We start from the raw sequence: 24288 nt of genomic DNA, 5'->3' as shown, positions 1-24288 counted from the left end.
AATCTATCCGGTATGAAGTTATGCACCCTTATCCTGGCCATATGGCTGGTACAGCCCGTTTCCGCTCAGCTTAGATTACAACGTGCCACCGCCGATCTGCTGTTTCAGCAATATGATACCCTCCAAACCAGCGGAATCAGTGTACTGGTCATTAAAAACGGCAAAAAACTGTACGACCGCTCGTTCGGTCTTTCCAACATAGAACCACGCGAAAAAGCCACTTCACACAGTAACTACCGGATCGCCTCCGTCACCAAATCCTTTACGGCCATGGCGATTATGATGCTTAGAGACGATGGAAAGCTTTCCCTCAACGATCCCCTGTCTAAGTTTTTCCCTGAAACCGCTCCCTGTGGTAATACGGTCACTATCCGCCAGATGCTCAACCATACTGCTGGTTTGCCAAATTATGGCAACCTTCTGCCCCCCAATCAGCAGGAACCACTGTCTGACCAGGATGTTCTGCATATCATCGAGAGGCAGGACAGCACCCTCTTCCCACCCGGCAGCCGGTTCGATTACAGCAACACCGCCTACGTTATGCTGGGGCTCATCGTGGAACAGGCATCCGGGCTCACCTTTGCAGAATTCCTGCAAAGGCGGATCTTCCAGCCACTCATGATGGAGCATTCCACGGTGAACAGCAGAACCGGCAACATAGCTAACCGTGCATACGGGTACAGTCTGACAGAAGGAAAGATCATTCCGAAAGATCAGAGCATATTCAGCTACCTCCGGGGCGATGGTGGCATTTATACTTCAACACATGATTTCTATTATTGGGATCAGGCCCTATATACCGAAAAACTGGTAAAGGCCGCTACGCTGAAAGAAATGTTTACCGAAAGTTCCCGCCGCAGCGCTGAAACAGGATACGGCTACGGCTGGGAAATTGAAAACCGGTATGGGCAGGAAAGGATATTCCACTCCGGGGGCACATCGGGCTTTTCATCGTTTTATGTCCGCTATCCCGCACGCAGGTTTTCCATTATCATCCTCGCTAATCAGAGCACTGGTGTGGATCTTGAACGTTATGTAAATGCACTTGAGAAAATATTCCTGAAAGACGCCCGGTAGCCACGTCCCGCAAACCTGCTTATTCATCCCGCAGATTGTGCAGCTCGTCACATACCCGGCAGCTATAAGGGTGTACAGCTTAGCTTTACCTTTATGAAAAAGCCCCTTTGCCTCATCATCCTCTTACTGGCAACCCTTCAGCTCTCCGCTCAGTTCACACTGAGCGGCACCATCCGCTTTACAGGGGAAAAACCTGACCTTACGATTAACATCCCCACAGTTTTTGGCTATCACAGGGAAAACACCATTGTTGTTCCCGTCACTGATTCCGGCCGGTTTCACATCACCATTCCCTGTAACAGCCCTAAATTCGCCACGCTCATTTTCCGGCAAACCTTGTTTACACTGCTCCTGACCCCGGAAAGTAAAGTTGAAATAGCATTGAATGCCGAAAACCGCTCCATCCAATTTATTGCTGGTAATGCAGTAAAAGAAAATCAGGTATTGCAGGAAATTGGAATCGACCAAACGCCCTACTTCATTGAAAACGCTACATTAAGTGCACTTCCGCCGGACTCTATCCGCCGGCTGCTGTTAAAACCTTACCTGCTTCATCAAAACCGGCAGGTTCAGGCGGTACTATCATCCGGCATATCAGCTGTCAACAAGCAACTCATTATTTCGGAATTCATCAGCTGTCACCTCAACCACTTCAATGATTTTCTCAGGACAGGGGTTAAAGACCGCAATACCGTAAACGAGCTCCTGGTGGAAGTGTTTGATGCCACCTCCATTACCCCGGCCAGCACAACCCCGGGACCGCAATATTTCACCTTTGCAGATAATTACCTCCGGTATCTCGAAACAAAAGCTTTTATGCGCATCAAGTCGGAAAACATTCCACCCAGCGCACCTATCCCTTATTACAACATCTCACTCGACAGTGCAAACGTCATTGTCGCCAAACACGGTAAGCCTTACTGGCGCTGGATAGGGAGCCTGCAAAATTTCCCGCCTGAAATTGCAGAGCCATACAACTACCAGCAAATTCAAAATCAATATTATGACCGCGACCTTGGACAAACGGAAAGTCTTGCCGGCGCCTTTAAACAGCAATTCCCCAACAGCCCATATAATGCAGACATTGAAAAGATGATCACACAGCTCCACACCATGCGGGTGGCCAATTCCAATAACGATAAAATCGCCATACTGAATGATGACGGGAATCTTGCTTCCGTGTACAGTGCAGTGAAGCAATTGAAAGGGAAAGTAGTATACCTGGACATCTGGGGCACCTGGTGTGGCCCTTGCAAGGAAGAGATAAAGTTCCTCCCTGAACTGCGTGCTGCCTTTACAGGAAAAGATGTAGCCTTCCTCTTTCTGGCAATGGATGATGACAGCCGGGATGCCATCTGGAGAGAATTTATTCGGGTAAATGGCATGGAAGGACTTCACTTCCGCAAAACCCGTAAAACCATTGATCCCATCTGGAAAGAGCTGCTGGCAAACCACCCCGACAAATCAGAATACTACCCGCAATACTTCCTCTTCGACAAATCGGGCAGGCTGGCCATAGCCAAAGCCAAACGTCCCAGTGATGGTGCAGCGTTGTATGAACAGATTAATGCGTTAATGGGTAAACAGTAAAGTTTAAATAAAACCGTTCCATACCAACACCAATATGTAGCACATCATCACCAATAAAGCGGTTTAATTAGAGTAACAGCCATACAATCCGTCCCGGTGCGGTTCTTGACTGCAGTATAATTAAAAATGCACCATGCCCGAAGGTCCTTCACTTGTTATATGGAAAGAAGCACTGGCGAAGTTCACCGGTAAAAAAGTTACTGCTGCTGAGGGAACTGTGGATATTCCTGTAAAGGAATTAAAAGGCAAAAAGATTATTGAGATACGCACCTTTGGTAAAGAACTCCTGATCCGGTTTCCAGCATTTACGATACGGATTCATTTCATGTTATTCGGTACTTGCCTGATTAATGAAAGAAAGGAAACTCCCCCTGCATTACGCCTTTCATTCGGTAAGCAGGAAGTAAATCTGTATACCCGCACCATCCGCATCCTCCATGAGCCGCTGGATGAATTGTATGACTGGAGTGCGGACGTTCTCAATCCCAATTGGAACGCGGCAAATGCACGTAAAAAACTCCGGCAGCATCCTGATATGCTGGTTTGCGATGCATTACTGAACCAAAAGATATTCGCCGGAGCAGGAAACATTATCAAAAATGAAGTTCTCTTCCGCACACGCATACACCCGGCAACTCACATCAGTGCACTACCTCCCGCAAAACTAAGGCAGCTGGTGAATGACGTTGTGGAGTACAGTTTTCAGTTTATGGAATGGAAAAAAGAAGGAGTATTAAAAAGAAACTGGCAAATCCATACTAAAAAGACTTGTCCCCGTTGCAAAATACCCGTACACAAGGAATATATGGGCATTACAAAACGGAGAACATTCTTCTGCGACAGTTGTCAGCAGTTGTATAAAACAAAGAAAAAGTAAAAATCTTACCCGTCACCTACACTTTCGAAGCAACCCGCTCCACATGCCGTCCTTCCAGCCATGCGAGTCCCCCTACTACTACGATTTGCAGGATGAGGAAAACTTTACCGAAAACGGAAGCACCACCAAAATAGTATATCAGCATTCCCACACTCACCGCGGTCCACAACCAGTTAGCGAGCACCAGCCATTGTACAGGCTTAGGTTTCAGCGGTTTCATAATTGCCAGGCAAACTGCCATCATTGCATACAACCCGGTTACCGCCGCAATAATGAGCACCAACCTGTCAGGCAGCCCCAGGAATCTGCTCCACCAGCCGTAAAGGGCAAGGCCTGCCACGGCAGTTGCACCGCCTATAAAAGCATCGGCCCACAGGATTTTCCTTAGTTTCGGAATGTCGTTCAGGATAGTTTTCATATGATCGGCGCATTAACTTCAAATGGTTTGTACGGCTGGGCAACACTCACCTCCCCCCTTCTCCTGCTGCTTTCCTGTCGCCCATATTTATACCCCTCAATACCAGCGGGGTGAGTATCAGTGCTGCCAGCAAAGCGGCTATAAAGGTAACTACCAGGTTTCCATATGCTGTTACCTGTAACCCCATCAGTAACCTCACACCTACAATTGTAGCTGTAATCCCGGTTACTACACACCAATACCGGAAGTCAGTTGACTGAGTGGACTGATTGCCCACCGGAAGTTTATGAATGAACAATAGTATCATCAATGCACCGGCAAGTGTACTGCCGTGTTGCAATATCTTGTATACCGGCACTTCCATGCTCCCCCATGTAACCATTCCCGTCAAAGCCTGCCAGTTTTCCACAAAGTACCCATGTTCATGAGTAAAGCTGTCCCAAAGAACATGGGAGGCCGCGCCCAGCAATACTGAATAGCACACTACCGGCCAGTATCCGGTAAAATACCGGCGCCATGAGAATCCGGCAAAGGGGCTGTAACGGACCTGCAGGTATCCGGGAAGGTTGGGTATCAGCGATGGCTTCACCAGTTCATGAAACACAAATGCCATCAGTATGCCCAGCGGCAGGTCGAAGGCAGCCAGTCCCCATAAAGTATGACTGTAAGCACTATGTACTTTCATGCGGAGGAAATACTCAAAATCCGGTGCCATACTACCCGCAATGAGCCCTGTGGCAGAAAACCGCCTGCGAGGTAACACTGCCAGTGGCAAAACGATAGCGGGATGTGAAAAGGTGAATGGCATGAAAATACTTTTATTTAACCGCGTCTTTCGCAATCACATTCCAGTCGTTGTTACCGAATCCCTTTGAGATCCATTCGTCCATCAGTGCAGCAATGGCCGGCATAACAGCCAGGTTGCCGCCGCTCTGCTGAACAGTATCAATGAAAATCTGCGTGTCTTTCCTGGCCATATCCAGTTCCCAAGATGGTTTGGTGTAGTCACCTCCGCTCATACGGCGTATACGTGCCGGCAACATCTGTGCAGGGTTCCATATCTCGAAAAGCCCGCTGATATCACGGGGCTGTTGCCCTAATGCACCTGCCAGCACAAAGGTATCGCGCAATCCTGCCGTGAACGCCACGAGGAAGCAGTTGCCAATCAGTTTCATGGCTGCGGCCTTCCCTTCTTCCGGGCCCAGTGGTATCAGCTGCCCCGTCATTTTCTCCAGCAAAGGAGTTACTTTTTCCACTACTGCCGGATCGCCCGATACCAGCATATAACCACTGCCTTCACGCGCATTGGCGGGCCCCATAAACACCGGGGCATGTAGATAGGTGAAGCCTTTATCTTTCCATGCCTGCGTACGTGCAATAGCCCCTTCCCTGGTAGTTGTAGTATGGTCGATGATTATGGCGCCCGGCTGCAGGCCGGTTTCTGCCGCTGCTAGCACTTCATCCACACTATTATCGTCTTTTAAAGTGATGTGTACAACAGCAGCTCCCTGCACTGCACGGGCAGGTGTGGCAAATACGGAAGCGCCCAAGGGCTCCAGTGCGGCGGCTTTTGCTGCGCTGCGGTTCCAAACATGTACTTTATCACCCTTTTCCAACATCGCTGTTACGAAATTCGATCCCAGCAGTCCCATTCCTAAAAATGCTTTCACCATGTCTGATATTTTTTTTTAAAGGTAAGGAATGTACGTTTTGCAGCAGCACCCGCATCCTATAAAAAAGGCCGCCCTTTTACCGGCGGCCTTTACTTTATTGTTTGAGCTGAATGTCTTTAAACTCCACTTTCATGGGTGGCCCTGAATGAATCTGCAAACCCAGCCAGCCCTTGAGCCTGCGGTTAACAGTATCATTGTCCGTCACATCACTCATAAGGGTGCCGTTGATGTAATGCTGCAACCGGTTACCTTTGGCTACGAGGAGGTACTCGTTCCATTCGTTGTTTTTAATAACGGACAGGAGCGCTTCCGCTTCCCCGAGGGTTTCCGTTACCTGCACCGCTGCCCAGGCATTGTGTTTGATGCCTTCGTGTATTGCTACATTGCTTTCAGGAACTGTTACCCGCTGCCCGCGGTAAGCCAGCGTGGTACGCCCTTCTTCATCAAAGTTCTGCCCGGAATAGCGGTTAGCACCATCAATATCGGCCTGATAGCCCTTCAGGGCATACGTTGAACCTTCCTTCTTTTCACTCCTGTAGTTAATTCCGCTGTTGCCGCCCGAGGTAATCCGAAACTGTAGTTTCAGTTCAAAATCTCCCGGCTGGCCACCCTGCCAGATGATATAGGTATTGTGCAATAAAGGTTTCTCAGGCGTGATCTCTCCTGTCAGGATACCATTCTCCGCACTCCAGTGAACTGTATCTCCATCCCAGCCACGGAGGTCTTTTCCGTTGAAGATGGATGTATAGCCGGCATCAGTATTTACCTCCGTCGAATCTCCCGACTGCTTTCCCGTACCACTGCCACAACTGGAAAAGAGCATCATACAAGGTGCGACGGCAACAGTTATTACTTTGAGCTTTGATATCATTTTCACGTGTGTTTACCTGTCGGGTTTACGATATGCATCAGCGGCTGGCTGAGCGTTGATTGTTGCTGTATATCGTGTCTTTCACGTTGCCGCCGGATTTCAGGTAAGCCATCAGATCTACCAGTTCCTGCGGGCTCAGCCTGTTGATCATCCCCGGCAGCATGGGCGATACTTCCGACACGCGTGTTTTAGACACACTGCTTTTTTCCACTTTACGGATATCCTGCGGTGAAAAAGGATTCTGGGAGATGTAATACAACTTGTCATCCTCATTGATCAGCCTGCCCATGATGCTACCTCCTTCTTTCAGAAAGAAAACAGTGGCGCCATACTGATCGGAGATGGTTTTATTCGGATCGATGATGGATTCGAGGATGTCTTTATTACTGAACCGGGTGCCAAGCTGTGTAAGATCCGGCCCTGCTACGCCGCCCTGCCCGGCAATGGAATGACAGGCGCCGCATAGCGATGCGGCAAACATAGCCTGACCCTGTTCGAAATTAACGCTTCCATAGCCGATACTATCTACCATCTTCACCGCTTCCTCTACCTTCCAGCCACGGCCGGGCCCTTTGGGCTGTATCCCTTTTACTGCGGTAAAGTTCCCCCCTGCTTTCACGATGGAGTCGCCCGACAATGTATTGAGCTGCGCGAATTGTTCTTTGGGAGCCAGTGCCAGTGCGTTTTTACGTGCGTTATTGATATATCCCACAAAGCTGTTGCCGCCCTGGTAGGCGAAGGCGCCGGCAAACCATTTGAAGTATTGCTCACGCAGCGGATCCGTCCAGCCTTCTTTCGCAGCGGAAAGCACCGTTGCATAATAGGTTTGTTGTGCAGGGGGAATTTTAGCCAGCATGCCACCGATAGTCATACCGTATTGCGGATTGCGCATAATCAGGTCTGCCGATGTGAGCAATGATTGCTGCGTAGCCGTATCATCTTTTGCATGCGCCATCAGCTCCAGCGTGGTACTTACGGCCCCGGGGGCGCCTATATGCACCAGCAGCTTGCTCAGCATGCGGTTCAGCTCATTGGTTCTGGCAGGGAAATGCGGCTGCAGGTAGGCTGCCAATGCATTATTTGCTTCACCTTCCGGCTTACCCATACGGGCTATGGTGAGTTCCGCCGCACGCAGAATATCTATCTGCTGGGCTTCCGTCAGTTTCGCATAATCGATTTGTACCAGTTTATTTAAGATGCTGTCGCGCAGCGAAGCGTTCCCGTTCCGGGCCAGCGCAATGGAAGACTGAATAACCGTTACCGGATCGGTTTCCGTAAATACTTTAGCCTTCCACTGTTCCACGGGTTGGTGTTCCAGGGCAATACGGGCTGCATATCTTACAAAGCGGTCTGCATGTTTCAGCTGGGGCCATACAGCTTCAATAGCTGCCGGATTGGGACCATGGTGATATTGCTCCATTTGCAGGCGCACGGCATGTGCTGCAGGAGGTTCAGGTGCTTTCAGCGGTTCTGAAAAATCGTCAGCATCTTCGTGATAAACGCGATAAAGATCTGATTCCAGCCTTCTGCCACCTGTGAGGAAATATAGTGCTCCATCAGGCCCAATCACCCCGTCTGTCAACGGCAGTGGTGATCCTGAAATGAATTCTTCTCCTTTGGCGGTATAGGATGCGCCATCGGCTTCCACCTGCAGGGCATATACGATTCCGAAGCTCCAGTCGAATGCGAACATAGACCTGCGGTATTTCTCCGGGAACCGGGCATTGCCACCATATACCAGGTTGGTGGGCGATCCCTGCCCGATATTGATTACGGGCGGCAGGTTATCCGGATAGGTAGCAGACCATTTCATGGTTCCTGTACGCCACCCGAAATCGCTCCCTCCTGCTGCATGGCAGATCCGTGTGGGGCGGTACCAGGGCAGTCCAAAATCCCATTCCATATCGGAATCATAAGTAAAGAGGTCGCCCGCATCATTAAATGCAATATCAAATGGATTGCGGTAACCCGCGCTTACCAGCTCCCAGTGCTTTCCTTCCGGATCAATCTTCGCAATCCACCCGCCCGGCGCCATTCTGTTTACGGCATGCCCGTTAGGGTCTACCATACGGGGGATCAGGTTGTCTTCATTCCAGTTTTTGGGTAACATATACGCATCCATCTCCGGCAAATCGGTATGATTACCTGCGATGAGGTAGATGGATTTTTTATCCGGGGAAAGGATGATACTGTGCGGACCATGCTCGCCTGATCCCTCCATGGCTTTCATGAGGGTGATTTTATCGAACTGATCATCGCCATTGGTATCCTGCAGGCGGTAAAGCCCGCTGCCTTTGTCGAAGTTCTTATTGGGGTTGTGATTTACCATCACATACAGGCTGTTGAAAGCATATAGCAGCCCCTGCGCATAACCTATGGATACTTTAGGGGAAACGGAATCCGTACCGGGAATGGTATCGGTGCCGAGGCCGAGGGGGGCTATTATTACTTTCTGTGTACTGTCTGCCCCGATTGCCGGCAGTTGTAAACGGTAAAGGGCGCCGTACTGATCGGAAACGATAAGGCGGCCCTTGTCATCGAAAGTCATGGCCACCCAGGATCCACGGCCGCTGTCAGACGGACTAAAGAGATGCTCCGCCACGAAGCCATCAGGTACTTTGAGTTTATCCGTTTTCGGATGTGCAGGGCGCACGGGGCGCTCGTTGCAGGAAGTAGCTCCGGTGAGGCATGCCGCCATCAGCACCGGTAAGCACTTTAACAGGGAAATTCCAGGTATACGCATGGGCATTAAAAAAGCTGTAATGTGGGAACGGCTTACGCTTCCACAACGTGGTTTAAACTAGATTCCCACAATATAATAACCAGGCTATAAAAATTCCGGAGATTGTGACGGATAGCAGAAATATTGCTTAAACAGCTATTAATCAATCAGATGCGCCGTCATCACCTTTATCCTCCCGCGGATCAGGTGCTTGTTTGATATGTACGTCGCGCTGCGGGAATGGGATCACGATGCCCTGTTCACGGAAAGCAGCATGTATGGCGAAGATCAGCCGGCTTTTGGCAATTTTCCCGGAACGCAGGCCGGGGGTCCAGAAGTAAATTTGTAATTGTATGCTGCTGTCGCTAAACTCAGTAGCGAAAATCACCGGCTCGGGGCTAGCCAATACATGTTCCTGTTCTTTTACCAACCGGTACAGCGTCTTCTCCACTTCTTCCAGGTTGGAATCATACGATACACCCACTGTCAGCTCACTATGACGCTTTGGCTGCTGCATGTTCCAGTTCACCAGCTGATCGTTCAGCAATTCTCCGTTTGGTATTACGAGGTGAGATCCTTCCAGGGTATGCAGCACGCTGCTCCGGAAACCGATAGACTGTACCAGTCCGGCTTTTCCTTTCACCTCTACAAGATCGCCAACGTTCAGCGGCTTCTCGAATGCCAGTATCACACCACTTACCAGGTTATTGACGAGGGATTGCAGGCCGAAGCCAATACCCACACCCAGGGCGCCCATCACGAAGGTAGCCTTGTCCAGCGGAATGCCTGCTACTGCAAATGCCAGTAAAAGGCCTATTACGAAGATAAATATCCTCACTACCAGTAACCAGCTACCGAGGCCCGCAGCACCACCGCTATCGGTTCCGTGATTCGTTTTATCGGATGCGAAGAAGGAAACTATTTTAGAGATGATGGACGACAGGATGAGGATGCCGAAGAATGCCAGTACACTGAAAAATGAGAAACTATACTGACCGATCGTGCGCTGATCAAACAGGAAATCCGTCACCGGCTGGGTTACCAGTTTAAATGCGTAGAACGTTCGGGCGAAAAGTATGAACCAGCCTATCACGAGGAAGAAGTAAAAGAACCGGGGTGCTTTACGGCCCACGGCTGCAAAGTTCACGAAGAACAGCTGGCGCTCTGGTGTTTGGTAAATATCTGAAGCCAGTGTGAGCGCTTCATTGATCAGGCGTACGGTCCACAGGAACATGATAGCGATAATAACGCTGATGAAGCCACTGGCCATGAGTGCCTTTGCGAGATTGAAACGCCCTGAAATATTAGCGATAACCGACAGCAACTCCACGCCTACGATAAAGTACATGAAATACACGATCCACTTTTCCCGGAGATCTTCCCGCCGCCCGCGTATCAGGAACAGCGAGCTGACAACTATACCCGCCACCGCCAGGCACAACATCGCCCAGCGCTCTTCCCGCGAAGCCTGCAGAATGAGATTATCCGCACAGGCAAGAAGGAACAGGCCCCACATCACGCACCAGAAGCGTAGCCAATGGGTAGTGATGAAACGGTGAAAGATTATCGTGAGGCTACCGGATGCAAGTACCCACAGTATACATACGAAAACAAAAGGCGGATCGGGGAAAATGAACTGGAAAATACTGATGATGATCATGATGGCCGACAAGGTGGGATAGCGCAATACTAACTGGCTGTCCCAATCCTTCCGCAGCATGCCATCGGCCTGTACTTTCTTTTTCAGGGTACGCAGGAAAACAGTACAGAATATTATCAGCAAAATAAGGGAAGCTACTTTTCCGATATTGTTGCGGACATAAAACCAAAGGATGAGTTCATTCTTCTTTATGGTTTGCGTGAGTATTTCACGCAGTGGCCTTGCATTTTTAGGCGGTTCGTTGAGGCCGCTTACTTCGCGCCGGAATGTTTCTTCTGCCAGTACTTTTTCATACTGTATGATCTGTTCGAGTCCCGATTGCAGCTGGTACACGGTCAGGTCCAGCTCATCTTTGGCATGCTGCACATTTTTAAGGGAAGCAGATAGCGTACTGTCGATAGGGCTTACCTCCCGTGCGGCTACATATAGTTTGCGAACAAGCTGTACAAACTCTGTTGAATCTGCCGGGGTAGCGTACAGGTGAGGACTGCTCGCGATGGAGTCGAAATTATGCCGCAGGCTCACGAGCTTTTTCTTGTAGGTGTCTACCTGCAACTTCTTCACTTTCGCCAGCTCCAGCAGTTCGTGGAGCAGCTTATAGGATGTAGTGAGATTTCTTTCCGTCTGAAGGGTTCCGGTATTGGTGAATACCCCATCCGCAGCGATATTGTACCAGTTACGGATGTCTGCCAGATCGCGATGAATTGCATTGGTATCCGGACCGCTCTTCAGGAAATCGCGGGTAACGCGGATGGATTTAAGCAAAGCATCCAGCAATGCGTCCTGCTCATTGGCAATGGTATGCTCCTTGTATTTGGCAGCGTAATCAGCAGGAGCGGCTTCCATTACTTTGCGGAAGTGTTGCAGGAGGGAATCTTTCACACGGAGGCGAACAGAATCGGGTTGTTGTGCCAATCCGGTGAAAGACAGCAGGCAGAGCCATGTACTCAACAAAACAAGCGGGAAACGATTGCCGAACAGCGTTTTCATATTCAACAATTTACAAATTTTCCCGCCTGTTTGTTGGGTATAGGAGTAGATTTTTGTCAGGATGGATGACTCAGCAAGTTCTATATATTTTCCTGGCCGGATATTATTGCTTCCAGATCCGCGACGCGTTGCAGCACGGTATAAAACTTCTCCCGGTCGGCCATCAGCGGATGAGTCTTTACGGCTGCCAGCAATTGCTTTGCCAGCGGCAGATCACCCAGGCGGATGGCATAGTCGGCACGGAGGTTCATGACTTTGAAAAGATTGTCGCAGGGATACTCCTTATCGCGTTCGATAGCTTTATCCAGCAAGCCCGGTAATTTATCATACTCCCCTTCGTCATCTTCAAAACGATAGGCGTAATCCAGTACCAGCGCCAGCCGTTTGGCCGCTGCAGTAGTTGCGCGATCACTTTCTTCAGAAGCATTTTGCACCAGCTTCCGGCCAATACGGATACAGTTACCCGCCGGATCAGAGAACATGAATTCGCGCACCCCATATGCTTTATCACGAATCTCACTGATGCGGGGAAGCCCCCGCGTTGGTAACTTACCGTTACTTTTCCGCATGCCGGCCGTAAAGGTCTCATACAATTCATCTGTAGCTTCCGTCAGGATATAACAGGTGTGATATGTCTTTTTAGGATCGTGGTGAGAGATCCCGTAAAAGTCAAGGCGCATCCAGTCTTTTTCCACGGTAGCGTATAAATTGGGAGATTTCTGACGGTAGGTGACTTCAAAGCCAATCTGGCAATAAAACGCAAGGAGTTCGTCCAGATCTTTGCAGGGGAGAATGGGTATCATCCGGTTCATAAGCTGTATTTTCCACAAAATTCCGGCGCCGGAGAAACTTAAAATTGTACAGTTGCGACAATCATTCTTCAGGGAATGGCAGCCCGCTGATAGCCTTACGGTACTGCCCCGGCGCCATGCCCGCCAGTTCATGGAAATCGCGGATGAAATGCGCCTGATCATAATAACCCGCCCCCAATGCCACATCGGTCAGGCGGTCATTTCCCGGCATCTTGCCTATTGCACGTTCAAATCGGCGGATGCGGCTGTACATACCCGGAGATAACCCCACGGCAGATTTAAACAACCGCTCAAACTGCCTCCGTGAAGTATGGAAGCGTTCCGCCAGTTTTTCTATCCCTGCCTCTTTACCCGGCTGCCCGAGTGAGCGCACCGCAGATGTTATCACTACATCATCCTTCTGCCGGATGATGGAACTTAAAAACGCTTCTGCCAGCACCGCTCTTTCTGTATTGTCTGCAGCCGCCAGCATCCGTGCCTGCCATTGAGCGCCCTTTTTCCCCAGAATACTACCCAGGTCTTCGAACTGCCCGGTCAATTCCGGTGCCGGTATACCGAAAAGCGCAGTAAGCGCACCCGGCTCCAGTTCAATTCCAAAAATCCCCGACTTCTCAGCAGAAACAAACTGGGCATGTTCCATGGTTTGGCCCTGAAAGCCTGCTACGAACGACGGCTCCCATCCACCCCCGGGCATTTCTTTTCCGAACCTGCCTTCGTAGTGGAAAATGATACGTGCAGCGCTCTTGGCTACCGACAAATGCCGGAGCTCCTCTCCGTTTGCAGGAGTAAGGCTGCCAGACCAGCAATATTGCACCAACCCTGCCAACCGCGCGGGAGGTGGTATCCTGTAATAATGCATATTGATGTGAAGAAAGAGCAAATTAAGCAATCTGCCCGAGGGCAGCGCCAATCATTTTTCGCTGCTGCTGCATGCCAGAAACTCCTCAACCATAGCCGCTGTGGAGGCCGGGGCACGGCTACCGGGCACCCATGCCGCGGCTTCTCCGAGGTAAGCGCCGTGGCCACCGGGGAAGATGGCCAGCTGTCCTTTAGGAAACAACTGAAATAAAGCTGTGGTATGTGCCAGCGTGGCTACATCCTGGTTTCCGGCCATTAGCAGCACAGGTTGCTGAATACCACGCAGCATACTATCGGGCCAGTCCTTAAACGTGAGCAGCCGCCCCATGAGTTTGGAGACCAATGTGTCGATCTTTTGCGGGTGCGGCGAAGTGGATGTATAGGCATTCCGTAAGGCCGGTGGCATCCCGGCAGCATCAGCTTTGCGGAACATCGCTTCCAGCCCGGGCACCCAGCCTTCCTTTTTATAAAACACGGAACACAATACCAGCCTCCGCACTTTTGACGGGTGGCGTACGGCCAGCTGCATCGCTGCGTTGCCCCCGTTACTGAAGCCCATAACATCGGCCTGTGCAATGCCCAGCTGCGAAAGCAAAGCCGCTGCATCGTCGGCATCCTGCTCAAAGCTGAATGGGCTATTACGGTCGGCCGTATGGCCGTGGCCCTGTGGCTCCAGGGCAATCACACGGCGGTGGGCCGACAACATGGGCAGGATAACGCCATAAGTAGTCTGAATGGTAGAACCGCCACCCGGCAATAGCAGGAGCGGCAAACCGCCATCTGCTCCATGTATCTCATAATACATCCGTAAACCATTCACGGTGGCGTATCCGGATTTAACGGGCACAGTGTCGGGGGATGCGGCAAATGTTTGCATGTACAATAACACAAACAGATAAACAAGGTATTTCATCAGGCAATAATTTATGCGCCGAGCGCGGTTTCCATATGATCGAGCATTTGCAGCCAGCTGGGGTATGCGCCTGTTCTGCGCGCTACATCTGCCGGTGCTGCCTGGTGGATGGTGAGTTCCGTCTGATCGTTACCCATGTCGCGGAAGGTAACCGTAACCAGGGTTTCATCGGGCCAGGCGGGGTCCATACCGGCTGCTGCTGAGGTACGGCGGTTACCGGCTTCGTCTGCAATAGCGATGTTGTACACTATTCTTTCAGGCGCCGTCACTTCCAGATACTCCCCCACACACCAGCAGTCTTTTCCGTCGGGCGTATGTACGCAGGAGTGAAAGCGGCCACCCGGCCAGACTTCCAGCTTTTCGAAATGGATTCCGCAATTGTCAGGGGCAAACCAGCGCGGGAGATGTTCGGGATCTGTCCAGATCTTAAACACCAGTTCGCGGGGGAATTTCACCGTACGGGTGATCCATACATCATTTGCCGCGTGGCTTTCGGGTGTTTTCGGATTTTGCATTTTTTGATTTTTTTTGATGTTCGCTAACTTCCAGCAAATAAGTTTCCATGTTATCGAGCGTTTTGCTCCAGGCTTTCGCGTATTGACTCACCCAGTCCGACACCTCCGCCAGCTTCTCCAGCTTTGCTTCGCAATGGCGCTCCCTCCCCTCTTTACGGATCACTACCAGCCCGCATTCTATGAGCGTTTTCACATGCTCTGAAATGGTAGGGCGCGTAGTATCAAAGTAATCCGCTATGGCGTTCATTGTCATAGACTGGCCCGCCAGCAAAGCAATTATGCCCCGCCTGGTAGGATCCGCTATCGCCTGAAATACATCTCTCCGTTTTTCCATTATATAGGCATTTCCCGACAAATATAAGAATATGTAGGGAAATCCCTACCTATTTATTTTTAAGATCCATAAAAAAGGTGGAACAATCAGGGTAATTCCTCTCCGCGTACCTGCACGTTCTGTCAAAACCGAAACAGGCATCCGGTTAGTTCATTGCACACATCACTCACAGTAACTTTCCGGTGCTGTGAATGCAACAATCCAATGAAAAACAGCACCACATAAACATGTTTGTGCAGCACATTAAATTGAAAAATATGAGGGTGGAAGTCAATTTTTGGGGAAAAAGCTACATATTACAAGAATATCCACCTTTAGACATTGAAACATACTATCGAACAGCCGCCTGCCCGCAAGCTGGAGCGGGGGCTTCAAAACCGGCACATTCAGCTGATCGCCCTCGGGGGCGCTATTGGTACAGGTCTTTTTCTCGGCATTGGTCCGGCAGCCGTACTGGCAGGTCCCTCAGTTATCCTCGGATATGCTGTGGCAGGCCTGATTGCATTTTTTATTATGCGGCAACTGGGCGAAATGGTAGTGGAAGAACCTGTTTCCGGGAGCTTCAGCCACTTCGCCTATAAATACTGGGGCACTTTTGCCGGCTTTGCTTCCGGATGGAATTACTGGGTATTATACATCCTGGTAAGCATGTCTGAACTTACCGCCATCGGCATCTATGTACAGTTCTGGTGGCCGGAGATACCCTTATGGGCTTCCTCCCTCTTCTTTTTCCTCACCATCAATGCACTCAACCTCAGCTCGGTAAAAGTATACGGTGAAGCAGAGTTCTGGTTCTCCATTGTAAAAGTGGTAGCCATTATAGCCATGATTATTTTCGGGGGCTACCTCCTGATCAGCGGCAATGGCGGCACACAGGCCAGTATCAGCAACCTCTGGAATGATGGCGGCTTTTTCCCTAAAGGGCTCCTTCAATCAAACGGAGCGGGCGGATACCAGGGCCTCCTGGCGGCACTGGCCCTCATCATGTTTTCCTTCGGCGGCCTCGAACTGATCGGGATTACCGCCGCAGAAGCCGACAAACCGGAAAAGACCATCCCCCGCGCCACTAACCAGGTGATCTACCGCATCCTGATATTTTATGTAGGCGCCCTCATTATCCTGTTTGCCCTTTCTCCCTGGAAAGGAATCACAACGGAAAGCAGTCCGTTCGTTACCGTGTTCGAAAGCCTCAAAGGCTTCGAGTTCACACTGTTCGGCAAAACGGTTTACTTCACCAGTCTTATCGCCAACGCCCTCAACCTGATCGTACTTACGGCTGCCCTCTCTGTTTACAACAGCTGCGTATACAGTAACTCCCGGATGCTCTACGGTCTGGCGGAACAGGGCAATGCTCCGGCTTTCCTGTCGCGGCTGAATAAGAATCACGTACCAGTACTGGCTACCATTGTATCAGGCCTGTTTGTAGCAGTTTGTATCATCATCAACAAACTGATGCCCGAAAACGCGCTTCATGCGCTGATGTCGCTGGTAGTATCTGCCCTGATCATCAACTGGCTCATGATCAGTGTGGTGCATATGAAATTCAGGAAGCATTATAAAAACGGGCTGGCAAAAACCAAATTCCCGTCTTTCCTTTATCCGCTTTCTAATTACATCTGCCTTATATTCCTGACAGGCATCCTCATACTCATGTTATTCACGGGCATGAAGCTCCCGGTAATACTCATTCCCATCTGGCTGATATTCCTGTTCATCTGCTTCTACGTCATTAAGAAAAGTAAGAACGAAACACGCTAAGCGTTACCTGATAAAGAAAAGCGGCAGGCCCTGGTGGACCTGCCGCTTTTTTATTTCCGGATGAATCTGTCAGTGTCTGCAATTATCCGCCGGGGTTTCCTGTAAGCAACCCGCAGTTACAGTAAGTATACCGTAATGGTACTGTAATGTATATAAAACCCTGCTTTTCCTTTACTGTATTGGGTTTGGTTCCGTTTTATATACATTTGATATACAGTATCCCTTCTTTTAACCTTCAGTAACCCTGCTTTATGTAAGGCTTACTTCAGCCATATGCATGCATCAAAGCACTACCAAACACGACAAAACAGTATAAAACGGCATTTTCTTCCCTGTGCTATTGAACCACCCACCAGTTGTAGCTTTCCGGTGGCAGCGTTACTGTCATTTCGGCTTCGAACTGGCGGTTGAGGGTATACACCTTAGGCGTTACTCCATTGGCCAGCAATCTGGCGGTGGTAGTAAGTCCGGTGTAGTACAACGGTACGCGGATGGTACGGGTAATGGCGGTTTTAAGCGGATTGTAAAGGATGAGGAAGCCCTTTTCTTTACCCTGCGGGTCGGCATGGAGGATGCCATCCCAATCGCGGCCATCGGCGCGGCGCAGGTGAATCACATCGGCATTGAGGATGTTGCGGTATTTTTTGTACCAGTTAATCATATCCTTTACCACGGTTTTCGTTTCTTCCGTATCATAAAGCCTCGGCCCGCGGTAACAGGCCTGGATGCCGGAACCATAGTACTGGAACATGAGCTGCTTATAGTCGTCCAGATGATCTTTCAGCGGCTCCAGCACAGCTTCGGGCCCACCGCCCTGGTACCTGGTGAGCGGTACAAATCCCCAACCCATGGAAGGCGTCTTCTCCCAGGTGCCATCATAAATATTGTGGCGGTTCAGTATTTTCTGCTGATCGCGGGAAAGAGAGAAGTTCACCTCACGATAGCCTAATGCAATTTTGTGAGTGCCGTCCAGGAAATACCAGTCGGGTGCATTGATGTAAATGCCCTGCTCGTTCAGATCGCGGTACAGCTTTTTCTGGATCTCCATCTGGCGCCATTGCGAATCATGCGCGTCTTTATGGCCGGGGTGCGTGGTGGAAGCACATACATCGCCTGGGTAAGGACCATCATTCTCCCAGATATCGAACCCGGTTTGGGTGATGAAATATTTGATTTTGTCGCGGTACGCAAGGCCCCATTCACTGCCGAAGCAGGGAGCGTTGCCAAAGAAGGCACCGCCCGGTTTGCCGGTAGCGGGGTTGATCACATCGTCTTTATCACTGATGCGGCGGGAGCTGAACAGGGAATAACCACCGATGAGGATGCCTTTGCCATGTGCATAATCGCTCAGCGATTTCCAGCGGGCAATATTGGCGGCAGCGGTATCTTCCATGTTAACATGACTGCCAAAGCTGAGGATCACGGCTTCGTACCCGGTAGCAGCGCATTGGTCCACCGCGTTCTTCACTTCCGCATCGTTTTTGCTGACAAGGTGCATGAAAATGGGGTTACCTGTTGTCCAGGGGGCGATGGTACGGTACATCTTCCGTACAGCCAGCCCTCTCCTTTCACGGTCGTAGCTGTCCATCAGCAGCTCCCAGGTGGCGGGCGATGTGATGCTTTCGCCATCGGCAACGGGCACATCGGTTACCTTATCAGGATATGCTTCAAACAGGCAGGGCGAATTGTAATCGTAGTTTACCTGCGAAGTGTAGGAAGAGTCGATTTTCCAGTGAGCCGTCTGATCACTGACGGGGTAGTTCATCGCGTTATTGAAAGCATAATTCGTTTCGAAGTAAATGCCCTGCGGCTTCTTCAGTTTTTCAGGCGAGCCTACCACGGTGCTTTCTTCTTCCACCATGCCTAAAATCTCATGTACGATGCGGTTCACCGAAACTGTGGCGCCGCTGTGGTTTTCCACGGTAGCCCATTTGGCGATGAGCGGCAAACCATCATAGATGGCGTAGTGTACAATCACCGTAACGCCTTTGGCTTCAGGGGCTTTGCTTTTAAAGTAAAACTCGAGCTGCTTACCCGTTGGCTGTTTACGGTTAGCCGCCCAGAAAGTGCCTTTCCATTGCACACGGGGTTTGATTTCTGAAATGGTATGACGTTCGTAGATAAAATCATTTTCTCCGGCCGTAAATCCATCGAGCCAGGCGGGCAGCAAATATGCATTCTCCTTCTGGCCGCGGAGGCCGCCTACGTTATACGATTTACCGTTGATTTCCACACGGGCTTCAGGCTTCACAGCCCGGAGGAGCTGCTGGCCGGTTACAGGATTGAGGTAATCATAGCAGGCTACGTTGGGCGCAATGCGGAAGGTACGCTGTACAAGGGTATTGCTCAGCGTGATATCCTTACCTTTTTCCAGCACCTGCGCTTTGGCAGTAACCGGTGTTACGAGCCAGTCGGGTTTGTAGGAACGGGTTACCTGCGCACCAGCCGAAGCGGCCAGTAACATGCATCCCATCATCAAAGTCCATTTCATATTCATATGGTAATAATAATTGTTTTACAGGAAAGTGACAGGGCCTTCAGGATTAAAAAGCCCGTGCCATAGCATTATTTAAAATTGGTAACATGATTTGTTTGTAAAAGGGCGCATACATGAGCAGAAACATTCTGTGTTTCCGCCCATGCGGTAGCGCCACTGCTGCTTTTCATACAAACCGGATTTCTTAATTAATATCGTTGTTCACTACGTGTTCCCCTAATGTACAAACCCCAAAGTTTTGGTTCAATTACCCTCAATAAACAATCGATTGAAATTTAATTCCTCATTACACATTAGCAAAATGCTATCAGGGTCAGATGAGGATAGCGATAACACCAGCGATTGGGCTTGCACCAGATGGGGAGATACGGGTTTGGGTAATGCATTGTTAATTAAGGGGCATTCTGCACGGCAGATTAAAACTTTTATTGAAATTTGTGAAGCAGTTATGGACGCATATCTCTCCTTCCACCATCCTCCTCCACTGCAGGCGCCACCATTTTGCATATATCCTTGCGCCAAATGAAAAACCAGACCGTGATCATCAATCAAGTAAAACTGATATCATATGTCCAGGTTATCTTCTAACAATTATCCGTCACGCCGCGATTTTATTGGACAGGCCGCCGTAAGTGCAGCTTCGCTGGGGCTGGCATGGCTTTCGTCTCCATTACCTGTGGCTGCTGCAGAAAACACTGCAATGGTCAATTCGGCGGACGATTGGTTCAAAAAAATTAACGGCAAACACCGGCTCGTGATCGATGCACCGCGGCCGCATGGTATTTTTCCCTTTGCATGGCCCAGGGTTTTCCTGATCACCAATTCCATGACCGGTACTGATGAAAAAGAATGCTCGGTGGTGGTGGTGTTACGGCACGATGCCATCCCATATGCCATGCGGAGCGATCTGTGGAGTAAGTACAAATTCGGTGAGATGTTCAAAGCCGATGATCCCGCCACAAAAGCTCCGGCTGTACGCAACCCCTTCTGGCAACCCGGGCCCAATGATTTCAGTGTGCCGGGTGTGGGACCGGTAGAAATCGGTATCGACCAGTTGCAGAAAAGCGGCGTTATGTTCTGCGTTTGCAGCATGGCTATTACGGTGTACAGCGCAGTTGCAGCCCAGGCAATGGGCATGGATGCAAACGTGGTAAAATCCGAATGGCTGGCTGGTGTATTGCCGGGCATCCAGGTGGTACCATCCGGTGTATGGGCTATCGGCCGGGCACAGGAAAAAAACTGCGGGTACTGCTTTGCAGGCTGAGCCATGCAATACCTATTCATTTTGCCGCTGGCCTTCCTTTTACTGATGGCCTGCCGGCGGCAGCAACATGCCCCGGCAGTTATCTGGACACCGCCGGATACCGCCACCATTGCACATTCACCTGCAGGCGATGAAATCCGTTATGGCCGTGAACTTATCGCCAACACCGCCAGGTACTTCGGTCCGGGTGGTTCCATTGCGAAAATCAGTAATGGCATGAACTGCCAGAACTGCCACCTGGCTGCCGGTACCATACCCTGGGGCAATAATCTCAGTGCGGCCCGGGCTACCTATCCCAAATACCGCGACCGCAGCGGCACTGTGGAATCGCTGGAGAAGAAGATTAACGACTGCTTCGAACGGAGTCTCAACGGGCGGCCGATAGACAGTACCGGGCGGGAAATGCGGGCTATGGTGGCATATATGCAATGGCTCTCCTATAAAGTACCCCGTGGCAACCGGCCCGCGGGCAGCGGCATTATGCAACTGCCGCTGAAGCCATCTGCCGCAGACCCTAACCGGGGCCAGCTGGTGTACATGCTGCATTGCGCATCGTGCCATGGAGCAGACGGCCGCGGTAAGCCCGCCGGTGCGGGATTCCTCTATCCTCCGCTATGGGGCCACCATAGCTTCAACACAGGGGCAGGCATATACCGTATCAGCAAAATGGCCGGGTTTATTTACAACAACATGCCCCAGGGCATCACCTGGCAAAAGCCCCTGCTCACCACCGAAGAAGCATGGGATGTAGCTGCATGGATATTGTCGCAGCCACGGACTTACAAACCTTACCGCGCCGACTGGCCCGATATACGGACCAAGCCTTTCGACCATCCTTTTGGCCCCTATGCAGATACCTTTTCAGAAAACCGGCATAAATACGGGCCTTTCGGGCATATGGTGCCGGCATCTTCCGTTAAACCTTAAATACAAACTGTATGAAAACACTGGTTTCCTTACTACTAATCTTATTCAGCACTGCTGCAGTTGCACAAAGCGTACCTTATAAAGTGGTGTTCGACCTTACGAGTAAAGACCCCGCCAACCACCAGGCCGTTGTGCGGCAGGCTAAAAGCATACTGGACGGGCGGCCCGATGCGCAGCTGGAAGTGGCAATTTACAGTGAAGCGCTCCCCTTCGTATGTGCAGAGAAATCTACCGTAAAGCCTGAAGTGGAAGCGCTTTTAAAAACCGGCCGCATGAAGTTTAAAGTATGCGGAGAAACGATGAAACGCAAGCAGGTAAATACTTCCGAACTCATTACCGGGGTAGAAGTAGTACCTGACGCGATTTATGAGATCCTTACAAGGCAGAAAGAAGGATGGGGATATATTAAAGTAGCGCAATAATGCAGGGTGCCTGCGGTGCATTTTTTCGCAGCCGGAAGCTTCGCTGAATTCATTAACTTGTGACGTTCGCGGCTCAATACGGCGACTGGCTTATGGAAAACACCAACGGCTCAATGCATACCAGAGGGCTTTTATCAATTTTTGTCGTGCTCCTGATCTGGGGCAGTTCATTTTCTGTCACCAAGTTCGTGGTATCGGAGCTTCCTCCGCTTACAGCCGCTACCATCCGCAATACCATAGCATGCCTGGCGCTGCTGCCTTTCTACATCGTGCGCAGGCGTAAGATGCGGGCGCCCCTGCCCTGGGGTAAGCTTACGCTGATGGGCCTATCCGGCACTACTTTTTATTATCTGTGCTTCAATACCGGCATGCATTATATACCTGCCAGCACGGGGGCTATCATTGAAGGTCTTGTTCCGGTAGCTATTGCCATACCTGCAGTCCTTTTCCTGAAAGAGCAGCTGAGTGCAAGGCTGGTGGCCGGCATCGTACTGTCGGTAGCTGGTGTGATACTGGTGGGCTTTGTCGGTAGTCCGGGAAAAGGGGACGGCAGTTTATTGGGCAGTACGCTCATCGTAGCGGCAGTGTGCCTTTGGAGTGTATACACCCTGCTGTCGCGCTCCGTAAAAGATCATGACACGCTGCAGGTAACGGCTGTGAGTATGATGATCGGTACGGTATTATCGGTTCCGTTCGGCTGGATGCAGGTGCAGCAACAGGGCTGGCCTGAGATTTCCTGGAAAGCCTGGCTGGGGCTTTGCTATTGCGGCATCCTAGCTTCTGCGGTAGCGTATTTCCTGTATAATAAAGCGCTGGAAAACCTGCCTGCCGCACAGGTGGGTAATTTCCTCAATCTTAATCCCGTGATCGGCGCCATCGTGGCATTCATCTTCCTGCAGGAATCTTTTACCGGCCTGCAATGGGCGGGAGGAATACTGGTATTGGCGGGTATCTGGCTCAGCTCCCAAAAGAGCACTCCCCTGCCGGAAAAATAGTTGTTCATTTTCCGGTTGCCTGCATTTCCGCGCGGGCCTATCTTTGATTAAAATCAACGCCATGCTTACCCGCGAAAGAATGTACCAGGCCATTATCGAAAAAGACAGCACGTTTGAAGGCACTTTTTTCACCGCCGTTAAAACAACCGGCATCTTCTGCCGACCCACCTGCACTGCGCGAAAGCCCAAACCCGAGAATGTGGAGTTCGTATCCACCGCAAAAGAAGCGATTCTCAAAGGATACCGTCCCTGCAAAGTGTGCCGGCCGCTGGAAAAAAGCGGTGAAACTCCTGAACATATCCGTACCCTGCTCGAAGCCCTGAGTGCCGACCCTTCGAAGAAATTCCGGGACGAGGCACTGCTGGAAATGGGACTGGAGCCCAGCGCCATCCGCCGCTGGTTCCTGAAAAACCATGGTATCACCTTTCACGCTTACCAGCGTATGTTCCGCCTTAATTCCGCCTTCCGCCACCTGCGCGATGGCGCCCCTGTTACCGGAACTGCGTTTGAATCAGGATACGATTCCCTCAGCGGCTTCGCAGATTCATTCAAATCAGTTTTTGGCGTAGCCCCGTCTAACAGTAAAAGCCGCAACGTCATCAACGCCATCCGGCTCGAAACTCCCCTGGGTACCATGTTTGCCTGTGCCGCAGATGAAGGCGTTTGCCTCCTCGAATTCTCCGACCGTAAAATGCTCGAAACCGAATTGAAAGATATTGCCCGGCTGCATAACGCAGAAATCATCCCCGGCGATAACCCTCATTTCAGGCAGCTGCGCAGTGAACTGGATGAATATTTCGAAGGGAACAGGAAAGTCTTTACCGTACCGCTCTTCACCCCGGGAACGCCCTTCCAGCAGGAAGTATGGCAACTCCTGCAAACCGTGCCTTATGGTACTACCAGCACCTACAAGCGCCAGGCTAATACACTGGGAAACCCATCAGCCATCCGTGCCGTAGCCCGCGCCAATGGAATGAATCGCATTTCCATTATTGTGCCCTGCCATCGTATTATCAGTGAAGACGGACAGCTTACCGGTTACGGCGGAGGTGTTCACCGCAAACAATGGCTGCTCGATTTTGAAAAACGGAATTCCTGATCCGGAGGCGGACACC

At 50.7% G+C, this 24288-nt stretch carries 21 protein-coding genes; 9 read left to right on the top strand and 12 right to left on the bottom strand.

All coding sequences use genetic code 11. The features are described from left to right. Positions 1-12 precede the first annotated feature (12 nt). The 3 genes from DEV76_RS14765 (at position 13) to DEV76_RS14755 (ending at position 3544) form a co-directional block, all read left to right on the top strand. Positions 13-1077, top strand: coding sequence for a serine hydrolase domain-containing protein (locus DEV76_RS14765; protein ID WP_109698694.1), 1065 nt, complete (start codon positions 13-15; stop codon positions 1075-1077). Positions 1078-1170: 93 nt separating this feature from the next. Further along, on the top strand, positions 1171-2667 hold the full coding sequence (locus DEV76_RS14760) for a TlpA disulfide reductase family protein (RefSeq protein ID WP_109698693.1): 1497 nt from the start codon (positions 1171-1173) through the stop codon (positions 2665-2667). Positions 2668-2800: 133 nt separating this feature from the next. After that, positions 2801-3544: a DNA-formamidopyrimidine glycosylase family protein gene (locus DEV76_RS14755; protein WP_109698692.1), complete on the top strand. Its 744-nt coding sequence runs from the start codon at positions 2801-2803 to the stop codon at positions 3542-3544. A gap of 16 nt (positions 3545-3560) precedes the next feature. On the opposite strand, the gene DEV76_RS14750 is transcribed toward DEV76_RS14755, so the two are convergent. From DEV76_RS14750 to DEV76_RS14700, 11 genes are all read right to left on the bottom strand, one after another. Beyond that, positions 3561-3962, bottom strand: a complete 402-nt coding sequence (locus DEV76_RS14750) for a hypothetical protein (RefSeq protein ID WP_109698691.1) — start codon at positions 3960-3962, stop codon at positions 3561-3563. A gap of 46 nt (positions 3963-4008) precedes the next feature. After that, complete coding sequence (locus tag DEV76_RS14745) at positions 4009-4770, bottom strand: DUF4184 family protein (RefSeq protein ID WP_109698690.1); 762 nt, start codon at positions 4768-4770, stop codon at positions 4009-4011. 10 nt (positions 4771-4780) lie between these two features. Beyond that, positions 4781-5635 carry an NAD(P)-dependent oxidoreductase gene (locus DEV76_RS14740; RefSeq protein ID WP_232826955.1) on the bottom strand — a complete coding sequence of 285 codons (855 nt, stop codon included), beginning with the start codon at positions 5633-5635 and terminating at the stop codon, positions 4781-4783. A 94-nt stretch (positions 5636-5729) separates the two neighbouring features. Continuing rightward, entirely contained in the window at positions 5730-6506 is a 777-nt protein-coding gene (locus DEV76_RS14735) for a 3-keto-disaccharide hydrolase (RefSeq protein WP_198652076.1), read from the bottom strand. Between the two features lie 37 nt (positions 6507-6543). Further along, on the bottom strand, positions 6544-9249 hold the full coding sequence (locus tag DEV76_RS14730) for a c-type cytochrome (RefSeq protein ID WP_109699019.1): 2706 nt from the start codon (positions 9247-9249) through the stop codon (positions 6544-6546). A gap of 142 nt (positions 9250-9391) precedes the next feature. Beyond that, positions 9392-11878 (bottom strand): mechanosensitive ion channel family protein, encoded by a 2487-nt coding sequence (locus DEV76_RS14725; protein ID WP_109698689.1) that lies wholly within the window; start codon positions 11876-11878, stop codon positions 9392-9394. A gap of 80 nt (positions 11879-11958) precedes the next feature. Next, entirely contained in the window at positions 11959-12690 is a 732-nt protein-coding gene (locus DEV76_RS14720; protein ID WP_109698688.1) for a bleomycin resistance protein, read from the bottom strand. Positions 12691-12751: 61 nt separating this feature from the next. Further along, positions 12752-13549, bottom strand: a complete 798-nt coding sequence (locus DEV76_RS14715) for an AraC family transcriptional regulator (RefSeq protein WP_109698687.1) — start codon at positions 13547-13549, stop codon at positions 12752-12754. A gap of 51 nt (positions 13550-13600) precedes the next feature. Then, positions 13601-14461: an alpha/beta fold hydrolase gene (locus DEV76_RS14710; protein WP_109698686.1), complete on the bottom strand. Its 861-nt coding sequence runs from the start codon at positions 14459-14461 to the stop codon at positions 13601-13603. An 11-nt stretch (positions 14462-14472) separates the two neighbouring features. Continuing rightward, on the bottom strand, positions 14473-14976 hold the full coding sequence (locus DEV76_RS14705; RefSeq protein WP_109698685.1) for an SRPBCC family protein: 504 nt from the start codon (positions 14974-14976) through the stop codon (positions 14473-14475). Continuing rightward, positions 14936-15310: an ArsR/SmtB family transcription factor gene (locus tag DEV76_RS14700; protein ID WP_109698684.1), complete on the bottom strand. Its 375-nt coding sequence runs from the start codon at positions 15308-15310 to the stop codon at positions 14936-14938. The genes DEV76_RS14705 and DEV76_RS14700 overlap by 41 nt, the downstream gene beginning before the upstream one ends. Positions 15311-15631: 321 nt before the next feature. On the opposite strand from DEV76_RS14700, the gene DEV76_RS14695 reads away from it, so the two are divergent. After that, positions 15632-17068: an amino acid permease gene (locus DEV76_RS14695; RefSeq protein ID WP_198652074.1), complete on the top strand. Its 1437-nt coding sequence runs from the start codon at positions 15632-15634 to the stop codon at positions 17066-17068. Between the two features lie 337 nt (positions 17069-17405). Here DEV76_RS14695 and DEV76_RS14690 read toward each other — a convergent pair whose 3' ends face one another. Beyond that, positions 17406-19559 (bottom strand): alpha-galactosidase, encoded by a 2154-nt coding sequence (locus tag DEV76_RS14690; protein ID WP_109699017.1) that lies wholly within the window; start codon positions 19557-19559, stop codon positions 17406-17408. A 574-nt stretch (positions 19560-20133) separates the two neighbouring features. Between DEV76_RS14690 and DEV76_RS14685 the strand changes: the two genes are divergently transcribed. The 5 genes from DEV76_RS14685 (at position 20134) to DEV76_RS14665 (ending at position 24272) form a co-directional block, all read left to right on the top strand. Next, positions 20134-20829 (top strand): twin-arginine translocation signal domain-containing protein, encoded by a 696-nt coding sequence (locus DEV76_RS14685; protein WP_109698683.1) that lies wholly within the window; start codon positions 20134-20136, stop codon positions 20827-20829. A gap of 3 nt (positions 20830-20832) precedes the next feature. Beyond that, a complete protein-coding gene (locus DEV76_RS14680; RefSeq protein WP_109698682.1) occupies positions 20833-21756 on the top strand; it encodes a c-type cytochrome in 924 nt (307 codons plus the stop codon). Positions 21757-21767: 11 nt separating this feature from the next. Continuing rightward, positions 21768-22178 carry a DsrE family protein gene (locus tag DEV76_RS14675; protein WP_109698681.1) on the top strand — a complete coding sequence of 137 codons (411 nt, stop codon included), beginning with the start codon at positions 21768-21770 and terminating at the stop codon, positions 22176-22178. 59 nt (positions 22179-22237) lie between these two features. Next, the gene (locus tag DEV76_RS14670; protein ID WP_109698680.1) at positions 22238-23173 is read left to right on the top strand and encodes a DMT family transporter; all 936 of its coding nucleotides are present in this window, start codon (positions 22238-22240) and stop codon (positions 23171-23173) included. Between the two features lie 61 nt (positions 23174-23234). Next, the gene (locus DEV76_RS14665; protein WP_109699016.1) at positions 23235-24272 is read left to right on the top strand and encodes a bifunctional transcriptional activator/DNA repair enzyme AdaA; all 1038 of its coding nucleotides are present in this window, start codon (positions 23235-23237) and stop codon (positions 24270-24272) included. Positions 24273-24288: the final 16 nt, after the last annotated feature.

It is taken from the genome of Chitinophaga deserti (assembly GCF_003149455.1).
GTDB classification, from domain to species: Bacteria; Bacteroidota; Bacteroidia; order Chitinophagales; family Chitinophagaceae; genus Chitinophaga; species Chitinophaga deserti.
Note: the sequence above shows the minus strand (reverse complement) of the source record. Positions and strands in the feature narration are given on the sequence as shown.